Source organism: Halomonas litopenaei, assembly GCF_003045775.1.
In the GTDB taxonomy this organism is placed as follows: Bacteria; Pseudomonadota; Gammaproteobacteria; order Pseudomonadales; family Halomonadaceae; genus Halomonas; species Halomonas litopenaei.
Genome location: NZ_PXNS01000005.1, coordinates 402494 through 416208, shown reverse-complemented (window position 1 = coordinate 416208; position 13715 = coordinate 402494). Strand labels below are relative to the sequence as shown.

At 64.1% G+C, this 13715-nt stretch carries 13 protein-coding genes; 7 read left to right on the top strand and 6 right to left on the bottom strand.

Annotated elements, in window-relative coordinates; translation table 11 throughout:
* The first annotated feature begins 11 nt into the window (after positions 1-11).
* From C6W88_RS10655 to C6W88_RS10630, 5 genes are all read left to right on the top strand, one after another.
* On the top strand, positions 12-326 hold the full coding sequence (locus C6W88_RS10655) for a hypothetical protein (RefSeq protein ID WP_108132417.1): 315 nt from the start codon (positions 12-14) through the stop codon (positions 324-326).
* Between the two features lie 534 nt (positions 327-860).
* Positions 861-1211, top strand: a complete 351-nt coding sequence (locus C6W88_RS10645; protein ID WP_108132416.1) for a hypothetical protein — start codon at positions 861-863, stop codon at positions 1209-1211.
* A 275-nt stretch (positions 1212-1486) separates the two neighbouring features.
* Positions 1487-3061, top strand: coding sequence for a bifunctional GNAT family N-acetyltransferase/carbon-nitrogen hydrolase family protein (locus C6W88_RS10640; RefSeq protein ID WP_108132415.1), 1575 nt, complete (start codon positions 1487-1489; stop codon positions 3059-3061).
* 2 nt (positions 3062-3063) lie between these two features.
* Complete coding sequence (locus C6W88_RS10635) at positions 3064-3909, top strand: M90 family metallopeptidase (RefSeq protein ID WP_108132414.1); 846 nt, start codon at positions 3064-3066, stop codon at positions 3907-3909.
* Positions 3906-4613 carry a TVP38/TMEM64 family protein gene (locus C6W88_RS10630; protein WP_108132413.1) on the top strand — a complete coding sequence of 236 codons (708 nt, stop codon included), beginning with the start codon at positions 3906-3908 and terminating at the stop codon, positions 4611-4613. The genes C6W88_RS10635 and C6W88_RS10630 overlap by 4 nt, the downstream gene beginning before the upstream one ends.
* 19 nt (positions 4614-4632) lie before the next feature.
* On the opposite strand, the gene C6W88_RS10625 is transcribed toward C6W88_RS10630, so the two are convergent.
* From C6W88_RS10625 to C6W88_RS10615, 3 genes are all read right to left on the bottom strand, one after another.
* The gene (locus C6W88_RS10625) at positions 4633-5709 is read right to left on the bottom strand and encodes a sensor domain-containing diguanylate cyclase (RefSeq protein ID WP_108132412.1); all 1077 of its coding nucleotides are present in this window, start codon (positions 5707-5709) and stop codon (positions 4633-4635) included.
* Positions 5710-5876: 167 nt separating this feature from the next.
* Positions 5877-7214 carry a glycosyltransferase gene (locus tag C6W88_RS10620; protein ID WP_108132411.1) on the bottom strand — a complete coding sequence of 446 codons (1338 nt, stop codon included), beginning with the start codon at positions 7212-7214 and terminating at the stop codon, positions 5877-5879.
* A 236-nt stretch (positions 7215-7450) separates the two neighbouring features.
* Positions 7451-8329: a LysR substrate-binding domain-containing protein gene (locus C6W88_RS10615; RefSeq protein ID WP_045991711.1), complete on the bottom strand. Its 879-nt coding sequence runs from the start codon at positions 8327-8329 to the stop codon at positions 7451-7453.
* A 164-nt stretch (positions 8330-8493) separates the two neighbouring features.
* Between C6W88_RS10615 and C6W88_RS10610 the strand changes: the two genes are divergently transcribed.
* Positions 8494-9672, top strand: coding sequence for a TauD/TfdA family dioxygenase (locus C6W88_RS10610; RefSeq protein ID WP_231498609.1), 1179 nt, complete (start codon positions 8494-8496; stop codon positions 9670-9672).
* A 16-nt stretch (positions 9673-9688) separates the two neighbouring features.
* Here the strand turns inward: C6W88_RS10610 and C6W88_RS10605 are convergent, their stop codons facing one another.
* Positions 9689-10594, bottom strand: coding sequence for a LysR family transcriptional regulator (locus C6W88_RS10605; RefSeq protein WP_108132410.1), 906 nt, complete (start codon positions 10592-10594; stop codon positions 9689-9691).
* 172 nt (positions 10595-10766) lie between these two features.
* On the opposite strand from C6W88_RS10605, the gene C6W88_RS10600 reads away from it, so the two are divergent.
* On the top strand, positions 10767-11843 hold the full coding sequence (locus C6W88_RS10600; RefSeq protein ID WP_045991709.1) for a tartrate dehydrogenase: 1077 nt from the start codon (positions 10767-10769) through the stop codon (positions 11841-11843).
* Between the two features lie 39 nt (positions 11844-11882).
* Here C6W88_RS10600 and C6W88_RS10595 read toward each other — a convergent pair whose 3' ends face one another.
* Positions 11883-13196 carry a TRAP transporter large permease gene (locus C6W88_RS10595; RefSeq protein WP_045991708.1) on the bottom strand — a complete coding sequence of 438 codons (1314 nt, stop codon included), beginning with the start codon at positions 13194-13196 and terminating at the stop codon, positions 11883-11885.
* On the bottom strand, positions 13196-13693 hold the full coding sequence (locus C6W88_RS10590) for a TRAP transporter small permease subunit (protein ID WP_108132409.1): 498 nt from the start codon (positions 13691-13693) through the stop codon (positions 13196-13198). Before C6W88_RS10590 ends, C6W88_RS10595 begins: the two co-directional genes overlap by 1 nt.
* Between the last annotated feature and the right edge of the window lie 22 nt (positions 13694-13715).

The following is a 13715-nucleotide window of genomic DNA, read 5'->3' as shown; positions in this document are numbered from 1 at the left end:
AGAGGTTCCGCATGAAACACATCGTCAAGGCCGCAGCACTCATGAGCACGATGGCACTGTTCTCCAGCATGGCCATGGCCGCTCACCATGAGGAAAACGAAGCCCAGGAAAGCGGCGTCGATACCTCAAACAATGTGACCGAACAGCAAGACTCTTCCAGCATGGCCGATGACAGCGCCATGGATGCCGACAAGCCCCTCGTCGAAGACGGTGGCGTCGACTCTTCCAACAGCGCCGAGCAAGCCGACGACAGCATGTCCGAGACCCAGCCGAAGGGTGAGCTGGCAGAGGATAGCGGCGTAGACTCCGCCAACGACACCGAATAATCGCCAGGCCACGGATGGTCACAGTGGCAGGGACTCGCCACGGCATGGCGGCCAGGATGGCCGCTGGTGGTTCCAGGAAGGAACCGCAGGGCAGGACGCCCACGACTGAGCGATGGACAGGCTCGCGCCCGATATCCCCATGGACGATCTCGGGGCCCACGGAAGGGCCCAGGCCTTGACCCGAACAGCCGCGTGGCAGTCATCGCCGCGTGATAGCGGCCAGGATGGCCGCAAGAGGTTCCAGGAAGGAACCGCTGGGCAGGAAGCCCAACAGAGCCAGCGGACCGGCTCAGTGCCCGACACCGACAGGGAAGAACACAGGGCCCACGGAAGGGCTCAGGCCACCCACTCGATGGCGTCACCAGGAAGGTGACGCAATATGTCGCGAGCAGGCCTGCTCACGACCCGCCCCACATCCCGCCCCCCCACCCTTCAGTCCCCGCATGAAGCGACGGACAATGAAAGGTCGACGACGGGAATGCCGTTGGGCCGTCATCAGAGCATCATCAACAGCTACAACCCGGAGGTACTACGATGAACACCTACCAGACCACACTGCTGAAGCGCCTCGCCCTGGCCGGCTTGATCGGCCTGTTCTCCAGCGCCGCCCTGGCCGATCACCACGCCGAGGGAGACGAAGAGATGAAGCAGGAGCAAGTCATGCCTGAAGATAGCGGCGTCGACTCCTCCAACGATTCAGCGAAGGCCGAGGGCGAAGATGGCGCCATTCCCGGAGGCGAGATCGTCAAGGATGGCGGTGTCGACTCCAACCACGCGCCCAGCGACGACGCTTCCGCCAGCGACAGCCAGTCGGCGCTGGACGAGGGCGACCTGGTGGAAGACAGCGGTGTCGATTCGGCCAACGAGCCGGAAAACGACGTCTAAGCCTCCAGATTGCAGGACGCCTGCGCTGCAGAGCTTGCACGCAGCATCCCAAGGCTCCGCTACGGCGGGGCCTTTGTCGTGGCAAGGCCCGCTGTTTGTTGGACGCGTTCTTTCCAGCGCTCTCTCCAGCGCTTCATGCTTCCCTTGATGTGCACTACTGCCCCCCGAGCTTTAGATGCATAACGCTTATGCTTTTGCGCTATGCTGCACACCTCGTTCCGCCTTGCCCTGGGCGGCATGTTAGACTATGCGGTCCATTTCCGGAGGAACGCTTCATGTCCCTCGATGATCTTCAGCTCAATCTCCGTAACCTCACCTGTGACGACTACCCTCAGCTCAAGGGGCTGATGGACAAGGTCTACCACGACATCGGCGGAGCCTGGCCCAGGATCACCATCGACAGGCTGGTGGCGGAGTTTCCTGACGGCCAGATCGTCATCGAGGACGACGGCCGGGTCATCGGCGTGGCGCTTACCGCCCTGGTCGACTACGAGGAGTTCTCCAACCCGCACAAGTACGACGACCTGATCGGCAAGCGCGAGACGATCCAGAACGCCAAGGACGGCGATGCCATGTACGGCATCGACGTGCTGATCGACCCCGACTACCGCGGCTATCGCCTTGGCCGTCGCCTCTACGAGGCGCGCAAGGAGGTCTGTCGCCAGCTCAACCTCAAGGCCATCCTGGCCGGCGGACGCATCCCCGAGTATCACCGGGTGGCCGACAGCATGTCGGCGAGCGAGTACATCGACAAGGTCTCGCGCAAGGAGCTGCATGACCCGATCCTGTCGTTCCAGTTGTCCAACGACTTCCAGGTCAAGCGCCTGCTGCGCAAGTATCTGCCGGAAGACGAGAAGTCCCAGGGCTACGCGACCCTGCTCGAGTGGAACAACATCCTGTTCGAGCCGGCCGAACGCATGCTGGAAAGTCGTCCGACCCAGGTTCGGGTCGGCGCCGTGCAGTGGCAGATGCGCGAGTTCGCCTCGGTGGAGGCGGTGCTGCAGCAGGTCGAGTACTTCGTCGATGCCTTGTCCGACTACCAGAGCGACTTTGCGGTCTTCCCGGAGCTGTTCAATGCACCGCTGATGGGCCTTCAGGACCGCGCCGCCCAGCAGGACCAGATGGCGGCCATCCGCTTTCTGGCCGGCTTCACCGAGCGCTTCAAGACCGAAATGTCACGCATGGCGGTGGCCTACAACATCAACATCATCGCCGGATCGATGATCGAGGAAGGTGACGACGGACGCCTCTACAACGTGGCCTACCTGTGCCACCGCGACGGCTCCATCGAGCGCCAGGCCAAGCTGCATATCACCCCCCAGGAGCGCCGCGACTGGGTGATCGAGGGCGGCGAGGATCTGTGCGTATTCCAGACGGATGCCGGGCGCATCGGTATCCTGATCTGCTATGACGTGGAGTTCCCGGAGCTGGGCCGACTGCTCGCCGATCAGGACATGGACCTGCTGTTCGTACCCTTCTGGACCGACACCAAGAACGGCTATCTGCGGGTTCGTCACTGCGCCCAGGCCCGAGCCATCGAGAACGAATGCTACGTGGTGCTGTGCGGTAGCGTCGGCAATGTGCCGTCCATCGAGAACCTGGACATCCAGTACGCCCAGTCCTCGGTGTTCTCGCCTTCCGACTTCGCCTTCCCCCACGATGCAGTGATGGCAGAGACCACCCCCAACACCGAGATGATCATGTTCTCCGACCTGGATCTGTCGCGGTTGACCGTGGTGCGTGCCGAGGGCTCGGTGACCAACCTCAAGGACCGCCGCAAGGACCTGTTCGACCTGCGCCTGCGCGACTGGTCGTGGAAGTCCGGGGGCAGGGACCAGGACGACAGCTAGTCGTGCTGTCGCGGCTCAAGCGCTGGCGGGCAGCGCGTTTCGATGCTCGCCATCCCTTCCCCGCCGCCACCTGGGCAGGCGCCCGAGCGCGCCTGCCCTTGCTGGCCCGCGTGCCCGAGGCTTCGGCCCAGCGCCTGGGCCAGCGTGCCTGGCGGTTTCTTCACGACAAGCGTCTGAGCCTGCACCCGGACCTGGACCCTGCGGCACTGGATAGCGAGGAACGCCTGGCCCTGGCGGCCCAGGCCTGTCTGCTGACGCTCGGCTGGAGCGAGCACGAGCACCAGGAAGCCTTTGCCAACGTGCACGAAGTACTGGTGTTGCCCGACGCCTTTCGTCGCCAGGTCGAAGAGATGGACGAGGCCGGGGTGATGCACGTCTACGAGGACGAGCGCGCCGGCGAGACCTTCTACCAGGGGCCGGTGGTGATCGCCTTTCCCGATCTGGTCGAGAGCGGTGGCCTGGATGGCTTCAACGTGGTCATCCATGAATTCGCCCACAAGCTCGACATGGGCAATTCCCAGGACGTCGACGGGTTTCCACCACTGCCGGTCGCCATCGCCTCCAGGGAGTGGCATCGCGAGTTCACGGCGGTCTGGCAGGACCTGCAAAAGCGCCTCGAAGCAGGCGACCCCACGCCCATCGACGACTACGCCGCGAGCCATCCCGGCGAGTGCTTTGCCGTCTGCTGCGAGACCTTCTTCAGCGCCCCCGACCGTCTGATGGAGGCCTACCCGGGACTCTACGATCTGCTCTGTCGCTACTTTCAGCAGCAGCCCCTCAAATGGGCGCTGACTGCCGATAACGACCATCCCGCACCCTCACCCGCCACTCAGGAATCCCCCCGATGACGAGGCGCTGGCTACTGCCGACCCTGGCCATCACCGTGCTGGCAGCGCTGGGACTGACCTGGCAGTGGCTGGCCATGCATGACCTGCTTACCGTCGACACCCTGATGAAGCTTTCCCAGGGTGGCACGGCGTGGCGCGACAGCCCCTGGGCCATCGTCGTGGTGGCTGCTGTCTATGCAGGGCTATCGCTTGTGATGTTTCCGCTGAGTCTGCTGGTGGCAGCGACCGGGCTGGTATTTGGCCCCTGGTGGGGCTTCGGCTACGCTCTGATCGGTACCCTGTCGGCCTCCTGCCTGACCTGGTGGGTCGGTCGCAAGCTTGGCCGCGATGCGTTGTTGCGCTACGGGGGAAAGCGCTTGAACGGCCTGTCACGCTACCTGTCGGGACGCGGCATCCGCACCATGACGCTGGTCAACCTGCTGCCGCTGGCCCCCTTTACCCTGACCAACATGATGGCCGGGGCCTTCCATCTGCGCTTTCGCGACTACCTGATCGGTTCCACCCTGGGCATCGCCCCGGGCCTGGCCGGGGTCACCCTGCTCGGCAGCCAGTTGGGCGAGTTGATCACCGCTGACAGTCGCAGCGAGATCTTCTATGCGCTGGGTGGCCTGGCGCTGGGTGTCGGCCTGCTGGTCGGACTCAAGCGCTGGGCCGACGGGAGAAAGGCCGATCGGGGATCATCCAGACAAGTGGAAAGCAAGTAGCCAACCGCCACGGCTGACCTTACTGCGTCACGTGCACGAACTCGACTCGGTTTCGACCATTGGTCTTGGCCTTGTACATCGCCTGATCGGCCTGGTTGACCAGGCTGTCGAGGTCGGTCCCATCGCTGTCGATCAGCAACGCACCGATGCTGGCGGTGACGCGTATCACGCTGTCGGCGACGGGTATCTCCAGCTCGGACAGGGCAAGGTTGAAACGCTCGAGGGCAGACATCAAGGCGGGCTTGTCGACGCCTGCCATGACCACGCAGAACTCCTCTCCCCCCATGCGGGCGATAAGGTCCGACTTGCGAAAGCTTGCGTCGAGCGCCTTGGCCACGGCGACCAGCACCCGGTCTCCGGATTCATGGCCGTAGGTATCGTTGATCGACTTGAAGTGATCGAGATCGACCAGCGCGACACCCAGCGCTCCCTTGCCGCGCTGCCAGCGCTTGGCCAGGGTGGCAAAACGGGTAGCAAAGGCGCGACGATTGCACACCCCGGTCAGGGGGTCGGTCTCGGACAGCACTTCCATCTCTTCGATCTGATGATGGATGCGTATGCTGGCGGCGACCCAGTGGGCCATGGCCTGTAGACGCTCACGATCTTCATCGGTGAAGGCATTCGGGCTTTCGTGGGCGATGTTCATGGTGCCCACGCAGCGACTGCCGCTGATCATCGGGACATCGAGACAGCACCCCAGCCCCTTGGCACTGAGCATCTGGCAGTCAAGATCGGGACTCCCGTCAAAACGCTCGGTGTACTCCGCCTGGCGAGTGCGATAGACACGTCCGACCATGGTGCCGTAGATCGGCACAGGCTGATCCATCGGGATGGCGTTGTTACCTTCCATGGCGATCAGGGTCAGCTCGGTCTCGGACTGCGCCAGAGTGATGGAAGCTCGGTTGGCGCCAAACACCGTACTTGACCAGCGTGCCACCGTATCCAGCACGTCCTGGAGCGATTCGGCCGCGGACAGCTCATGCACGAAGCGTATCGGTAACTCGATGGTCAGATCCGCGCGCAGGGACACGGCGTCGTCATCACGCTGCGCCGACGATGATCGCTTGCGGTCCTGCCGTGTCTGTTCCAACGTCATACCCTCACCGAGCGCTGGTCGCTCTATCCAACCGAAGAAACGAAGCCTTTGGAGATTCTATCGTGCTCTCCTGGTGAAGCCGAGTCACATGAGCATAAAATGAATGAACGCACTATTCGGAAAATCTTGTGCGTTTAAACCTAGGTGTCTTGAATCACCAAGCGGCGTCACCTCGACGGCAGTTCGGGTTCGTCTTCGTGTTGGCCGGGCCACCAGGATGGCCGCTCCTCACGCCACTCTTCACGCCACTCCTCCTGGACCAGGTGGCGTAGCACCCTCCCTCGGTAGCGTAGCATCTGCCACTCCGCGCCCAGCCGGCTGCGTACACGCTCCCAGCCGCCGTCATCGGCGTGGGTGAAGGGGCCGCCGCGGGCGATCGCCAGGCGGTAGACCCGCAGGCAGCGTTCGGCGCAGCGAGCCTCGTCGTAGGCCTGGGCCGTGCTCAGGGCGGCCTCGTGCAGGGCCGGCCAGTATCGTGCGTCGGTACATTCGGCCAGGGCCAGGGCGAAGGCCTGCTCATCCTCATGCGCCAGCAGCCGTCCATTCTCGCCATTTCGCACGACTTCGCGAACGCCAGGGGCATCGAGGGCCACCACCGGCAGCCCCGCCGCCATCGCCTCGGCCACCACCATGCCCTGCGTCTCGCTGTGTGATGCAAAGGCAAAGACGTCCATGGCGTGGTAGGCGTCGATCAGCGCCTGCCCGTGCAGGCAGCCGGTAAAACAGACACGCTCGCTCACACCATGACGATCGGCGGCCGCTTCCACCGCTTCTCGGGCATCACCGTCTCCTACCACCAGCCACCAGGCCTCGGCATCCTCGACCAGCGCCTGGCACACCGCGCCCGCCAGAAATGCCAGATTCTTCTCCTTGGCCAGCCGACCAAGATGCCCGATCACCCGGGCATCAGTGGGGATCGCGAAGTGATCCCGCCAGTGATCACGCTTGCCCGTCGCAAAGCGTGAAGTGTCCACTCCGCTGGGCACCACCGTCATGTCCGGGTTGCCGGCGCGCTGGACCAGCAGTTGCTTGACGCTCTCGCTGGGAGCAATCACCTCGTCGCACAGCCAGGTGTACTGGGTCGCCAGCGCCACCGCAAAGCGCTGCATCCGCGAGGAATCCCCCGGCACGTAGTGGGTGTAGTGCTCGTACAGCGTGTGGTGGGTGAACACCAGTGGCAGGCCGTAGGTTTCCGCCGCGCGCGCTGCGGTGTCGCCCAGCAGGAAGGGATGGTGGGAATGAACGATGTCCGGCTCGAAGGCCTCGATGGCGTCGAACAGTTGTCCGGGGATCGGCACCGGCAGCGAGAAGTCGCTGCCGTTGAAGTGCTGCACCGCGACGACACGCACCACGTCCGGCTCGTGTTCCGGCTGTCCCTCCAGCCGAGGCGCCACCACCAGGACACGATGCCCCGCCTGCTGCAACTGGTGCTTCGAGCGCTGCACGGACTCGCTGACACCACCGACGATCGGCGCATAGGTGTTGGTGAACATCAACACATTCACGGCGGCAGCAGTCTCCCGAAACAGATGATGGACCGCACCCCGGCGGCGACAATCCCAGGGTGCGGTGCAGGCGGGAGCCGGACGGCACCCTCATTCTCAATTCTATGCTCTTACGAGCGCCAGCGCCCGCCAGCGATAGCGCTCGATCAGCGGGCACGATCATACCGACTCGATCGGCTCAGCCCCAGTCCTCCTGGAGCAAAGTGCCGAGGCCTGACCTCTTGCCGACAAAGTTGTCACGATGGCCCTGGCGCCACCTCGCCCGCCAGCCAGCGCCATAGCCGTTCGCTTTCGATACTGCCCTGCGCACTGCGCGGGCGACACAACCAGAATCCTTCGCGGGTGGGCACCTCGATGTCAAACGGGGCAACCAGCCCCTGGGGATCTTCCAGCAGGCAGCGGTGCACCAGCGCCACCCCCGCCCCTTGCCGGGCCAGGGCCATCACCATGGACAGGTTGTCGCAGATCAGACTGTGACAGTGGCTCGACAGATCCTTGCGCCCGGCGTGCTCCAGCCAGGCCGGCCAGCCGGCCGCGAAGCCCGCCGCGTGGAGCAAGGTCTGCCCGGCCAGGGCATCCAGCGAGACGAGCTGCCCTGCCAGCGGCGGCGTACAGACCGGCAACAACGACGACGCCCCCAGAGAGATCGACTCCATGCCGCGCCACTCTCCCTGGCCGTAGCGCAGTTCGATATCGGCCCCTTCGGCACCGAAATCCGAACTCCAGACGGCGCTGACCACACGCACGGTCACCTCGGGGTGGGTAAGGTGAAATCGTGCCAGACGAGGCGCCAGCCATTGGCTCTGAAGCGCCGGCGTAGTGCGCAGCGTCACTGAACGATCCGGGGTCACGCCGAACACCTCCAGGGTGCCCTCATCGAGCCGCGCAAAGGCTTCCTGGACGCTCGGCAACCAGGCCTGGCCCGCCGGCGTCAGCGTCAGGCTGCGCGGGTGGCGCACGAACAGTGGCTGCCCCAGGCGGTCCTCCAGCAGCCTAATACGTTGACTGATGGCGGCCTGGGTTACCGACAGTTCCTGGCCCGCTGCGGTAAAGCTCAGGGTTCTTGCCGAGGCCTCGAAGGCCTGCAGCCAATGCAGAGGAGGAAGTCGGTGCATGTGGTTTCTGGCCCTGTGGTTTAGCGTCGATGAAAAAGACAGTCATAAGCCAGGCTTGGCCTAAGGCGTCATATTAGTCGTTTGTCGCCATCGCCTCGAGCCCCCACCATCGGCGTCAACACTCGTCACCTATTTCGTCAACACTCGTCACCTGGGAGCCATCCATGAGCACCACCTCGTTGACCTCGACCGCCGACGCCGGCCACATCGATATGCACGAACTGGCCCCCTGGCCCCAGCACCTGACGCTGACCGACGTGTTTGCTGAAGGCTTGCGTCTCTCGCTGGTCTGGAACAACGGCGACCGAGGACAATTTCCTCTGTTGTGGCTGCGCGATCACTGCGCCTGTGATCAGTGCCGCCACCCGCTGACCCGGGAACGCCTGGTCACACCGATGGCCGCCGTTCCAGGGCTCGACGAGGCCCGCATCGAGCACGGTCAGCTCCACCTTGATTGGCAGGACGGACACCACAGCCGCTTCGCCGCCGGCTGGCTGCACCAGCGTCGCCCCGGCGAGGCCGCCATCGACAGCCTGCCGCGGCCTGTCGCCTGGCAGACACCGTTTTCCCCCCAGCATGTGCGGCATGCCGATCTGGTAGCCGGTGGCAACGGCGAAAAAGCCTGGATCACGGCGTTGCTGCGCGACGGCCTGGTGCTGCTCGACGAGGGGCCGCTGGAACTCGAGGAGGTCAGTCGCCTGGCACGGCGCATTGGCCCGCTCAAGGCCACCAACTTCGGGGCTCGCTTCGACGTCATTTCGAAGCCCAACCCCAACAACGCGGCCTACACCTCGATTGCCCTGGCGCTGCACACGGACCTGCCAAACTGGCGCCAACCGCCGGACATGCAGTTGCTGTATTGCCTGAAGAACGATGCCGAAGGCGGCGGCTCGATCTTCGCCGACGGCATCCAGGTCGCCGAGGCGCTGCGCGCGGCCAACCCCGATCACTTTCAGCTTCTGGCCGAGACCGCCATCGACTTTCGCTTCCAGGACGAGGAACACGATATCGGCGTCCGCGAGCCGGTCATCGACGTCGGCACGGATGGTCGCATCCGCGAAATTCGCTTCAACAACTGGATTCGTGACACCCTGCACCTGTCTGCCGACCTGATCACCTCCTGGTACGAGGCCTACCACCACTTCTGGACCCTGCTGCATGCACCACAGCATCAGATTGCCCTCGACCTGCGTCCCGGGCAGATGGTGGCCTTCGACAACCGCCGGGTACTACATGGACGTGAGGCCTTCGATCCCACCACCGGGGAGCGTCACCTCCAGGGCACCTACCTGGACCGCGACATGCTGGAATCCCGGCTGCGAGTGCTGGCACGCAAGGGCTGACGGGGCCGGCAGTCGTTCAATCGAGTGACGGGATCCTGGCCGCCAGGCGCCGAGCGAGGAAGTCGACCAGCGCACGCAAGCGCGCGGGGACGTGCCGGCGCTGGGCGTAGACCGCGAAGAAATCGGCACGCACCCCCTGCCAGCCCGGCAGCAGGCTGACAAGGCGCCCCTCCTTCAGTTCATCATGAACGTCCCACCAGGAGCGCAGCATCACCCCGTGACCATCGAGCGCCAGTCGCTTGATGACCTCACCGTCATTGCTGGTAAGACGCCCGCCGACCTTGACCGACGTCTCGACACCGTCGGCGTCGACGAATCGCCACAGCGCAAAATCGCTGTCATTCTCCCGCAGTACCAGACAGGCGTGGCGCTGCAGCGCCTGGGGAGTCTCGGCCCGACCACAGCGCTCGATATAGTCGGGAGAGGCGCAGGCAACACGTCGGCTGGCCACCAGACGGCGGGCCACCAGGCGCGAGTCGGGGGGCTCGCCAATACGGATGCCCAGATCCACGCCCTCCACCAATGGTGCGGGAAAGTTGGAGAGTTCCAGTGACGCCTCGATGCCCGGATGCAAGGCACAGAACTCGGACAGCAAGGGCGCCACATGGCGGCGACCGAAACCAAACGTCGCGTTGAGCCGCAGCGGTCCCGCCAGCGCCTCGCGATCCTCGCCCAGGCTCTCTTCCAGTTCGGCCAACTCATCCAGTAGCGCGACTCCCCTTGCCAGGTAACGCTCACCTTCGGCGGTCAGGGTAAGCCGCCGGGTGGTACGCGTGGCGAGTTCCACCCCGAGCCGCGCCTCCAGCTGCTTCAGGCGCTTGCTGACCGCCGACAGCGACAGTCCCAACTCGCGTGCGGTGGCGGTCAGGTTGCCGGCCTGGGCCAGTTGACGAAAGAACGCCAGATCATCGAGCGATGCCACCCTTTTCTCCACTTGAGGTCAACAATGAATTGCCATCGAGCCCCATTATCGCCTCGCTGTAAAGAGCTAGACTAATCTCACCCGTTGCCCCCGCCGATTCCACGCCAAGCACCACCGTGGCCTGCGCGCGAGGCGCACACGACACGCCAGTAGACAAGATCAAGGAGCTTTCATGGCCCATCGCATCGCCATCATCGCCGGTGACGGTATCGGCACCGAAGTCATGCCCGAGGGCGTGCGCGCCCTCGAGGCTGCCGCCAAGCGCTTCGCTATCGACCTGGATACCCAGACCTTCGACTTCGCCTGCTGCGACTACTACCTCGAGCACGGCAAGATGCTGCCGGACGACTGGCGCGAGACGCTGATCGACTTCGATGCGATCTTCTACGGCGCCATCGGCTGGCCCGAAAAGGTACCGGATCACATCTCGCTGTGGGGCTCGCTGCTCAAGTTCCGCCGCGAGTTTGACCAGTACGTCAACCTGCGCCCCTGCCGCCTGCTGCCGGGTATCAAGAGCCCGCTGGCCGGTCGCGAGCCCGGCGACATCGACTTCTACGTGGTCCGCGAGAACACCGAAGGCGAATACTCGAGCGTCGGTGGCACCATGTTCGAGGGCACCGACCGGGAGGTGGTGATCCAGGAAACGGTGATGACCCGCCACGGCGTCGACCGGGTGCTCAAGTACGCCTTCGACCTGGCCCAGAGCCGCCCGCGCAAGAAGCTGACCTCGGCCACCAAGTCCAACGGCATCGCCATCACCATGCCCTGGTGGGACAGCCGTGTGGCCGAGATGGCCAAGCAGTACGGCGACGTCGAGGTGGACAAGTTCCACATCGATATCCTGACCGCCAACTTCGTCATGCATCCGGACTGGTTCGACGTGGTGGTGGCCTCCAACCTGTTCGGCGATATTCTTTCCGACCTGGGGCCCGCCTGTACCGGCACCATCGGCGTGGCGCCCTCGGCCAACATCAATCCCGAAGGCACCTTCCCGAGCCTGTTCGAGCCGGTTCACGGCAGCGCCCCGGATATCGCCGGCAAGGGCATCGCCAACCCCATCGGCCAGATCTGGTCCGGCGCCATGATGCTCGAACACCTGGGTCACAAGGACGCCGGCGACGCCATCCTGGCCGCCATCGAGGCGGTGCTGGAAGACGGCGACAGCGAGGTACTGACCCCGGATCTGGGCGGCAACGGCACCACCGAGCGTCTGGGCGCCGCGATCAGCGAGCGTATCGCCCAGGGCTGATCACCCTGCCGGCCCGGCATCCTCGAGCCGGGCCGGTCTTCAGAATCCCACGATCTGCTCTGGCAACCATGTCGCCAGACTCGGCACCAGTGCCACCGCCAGTAGTGTCACCAGCTGGATCGCGATGAAGGGCAGCACCCCTCGGCACATCTGTCCGTAGGTGATGTCATCCGGGGCGATGGACTTCAGATAGAAGATCGATGATGCCATCGGTGGGGTGAGATAGCTGGTCTGGATGGTCACCAGCACCAGGGTGGCGAACCAGACCGGATCGATGCCCAGTTGCTTGACCACCGGCGTGAAGATCGGAACGCAGATCAGCACGATGGAGGTCCAGTCGAGCACGAAGCCGAGCAGGAAGGTCACGCCGAGGAAGAACAGTATGACACCGGTGGGGCCGCCGAGCTGCTCAGCGATCTCGGCCACCATCTCGCCGCCGCCGTTGACCGCAAAGATCCCGGTAAACATGGTGCCCCCCGCCACGATCAGCAGAATCATGGCGGTGATGCGCACCGTCAGGGACAGCGACTCCCCTAGCGCCTGGACGCTGATACCGCCATTCATCACAGCCAGCAGCAAGGCGCCGCCCACGCCGACCGCCGCCGCCTCTGTCGGTGAGGCAATGCCCATCAGCAGCGAGCCCAGCACCGCAAACATCAACAACAGCGGGGGTACCAGGGCCTTGGCGGTGATCGCGAGCTTCTGGCCCAGCGGCAAGGGTGTCGCCTCCACGGCCGGAGGGCCGTCCTGGGGGCGCAGGGCGCAGCGCACCAGAATGTAGAGAGCAAACAGCGAGACCATCAATCCGCCTGGCAGAATGATGGCGGCAAAGAGTTCGCCGATGGAAAGCTGGGCAAGTGCCGCATACACCACCACGATCACGGTCGGCGGAATGATCGTGCCCAGGGAGCCCCCGGCGCAGATGGTCCCGCTCATCAGGCTATTGCGATAGCCATAGGCGCGCATCGCGGGTATCGCCATCAGACCGATCATGATCTCGACAGCACCGACCACTCCAGAGGCGGCGGCAAAGATGGCCGCCATGGCGATCGTCGTCAGCGCCAGCCCCCCAGGCAGTCGGCCGATCCAGAGCTGGATGGCATCGAACAGTTGACGCGCGATTCCCGACTTCTCGAGGATTCCTCCCATCAGCACAAACAGCGGGATGGAAGACAGCACATAGTGGGTGGCGGCGCTGTAGACGCTACCGTACAGCTGCTGAAAGATCATCGGTCCGAAGGCGTACCAGCCAGCGGCAACCGAGACCAACGTCAACGAATAGGCGATGGGGATGCCCAGGAAGATAAGCAGAAATAAGCCGGGAAACATCAGACCGGCAACGAGGGCATCCATCAGCGACTCTCCTCGGTGGTACGTGCTGTACAAAGCTGCCGCACTCCGTCCACCGCAAGCTGGCAGGCGAAGAGGGAAAGCCCGATGGCGATAAGGGCGTAGAGCGGCCACATCCTGGGTGCCCATACGCTGACCATTTCCACCTCATTGGTGTGCCAGGCCCGCAGGGTGCGCAGCCATCCGTGATGCGCCATCAGCGCCACCACCGGCATCATCAGCAGTAGATAGACGGCACCGTGCAGGCGCTGGACCAGACGCGGCGGAAGCAGGCGACTAAAGGCATCGACCCTGACGTGGCCATCCACCTTGGCGGTCCAGGCGATGCCGAGAACAAAGGCAGTTCCCGTGGCCATGTAGGACAGATCGAAGGCCCAGATGGTCGAGGCATTGAAGACATAGCGTGCAATGACTTCGTAGAGCATGGCGCCGGTCAGGGCGACAAGCGCCAGGCGACTGCCCCACGCCAGCAGCGTCGACGCCCTGTCGATGAGGTTCATCAGTGTATTCATGAATAGGCGT

Coding starts and splice junctions, on each gene's coding strand:
- C6W88_RS10600 (WP_045991709.1), top strand. CDS start 10,767: ATGGCCCATCGCATCGCCATCATCGCCGGTGACGGTATCGGCACCGAA.
- C6W88_RS10645 (WP_108132416.1), top strand. CDS start 861: ATGAACACCTACCAGACCACACTGCTGAAGCGCCTCGCCCTGGCCGGC.
- C6W88_RS10615 (WP_045991711.1), bottom strand. CDS start 8,329: ATGCACCGACTTCCTCCTCTGCATTGGCTGCAGGCCTTCGAGGCCTCG.
- C6W88_RS10625 (WP_108132412.1), bottom strand. CDS start 5,709: ATGACGTTGGAACAGACACGGCAGGACCGCAAGCGATCATCGTCGGCG.
- C6W88_RS10590 (WP_108132409.1), bottom strand. CDS start 13,693: ATGAACCTCATCGACAGGGCGTCGACGCTGCTGGCGTGGGGCAGTCGC.
- C6W88_RS10595 (WP_045991708.1), bottom strand. CDS start 13,196: ATGGATGCCCTCGTTGCCGGTCTGATGTTTCCCGGCTTATTTCTGCTT.
- C6W88_RS10610 (WP_231498609.1), top strand. CDS start 8,494: ATGAGCACCACCTCGTTGACCTCGACCGCCGACGCCGGCCACATCGAT.
- C6W88_RS10655 (WP_108132417.1), top strand. CDS start 12: ATGAAACACATCGTCAAGGCCGCAGCACTCATGAGCACGATGGCACTG.
- C6W88_RS10630 (WP_108132413.1), top strand. CDS start 3,906: ATGACGAGGCGCTGGCTACTGCCGACCCTGGCCATCACCGTGCTGGCA.
- C6W88_RS10640 (WP_108132415.1), top strand. CDS start 1,487: ATGTCCCTCGATGATCTTCAGCTCAATCTCCGTAACCTCACCTGTGAC.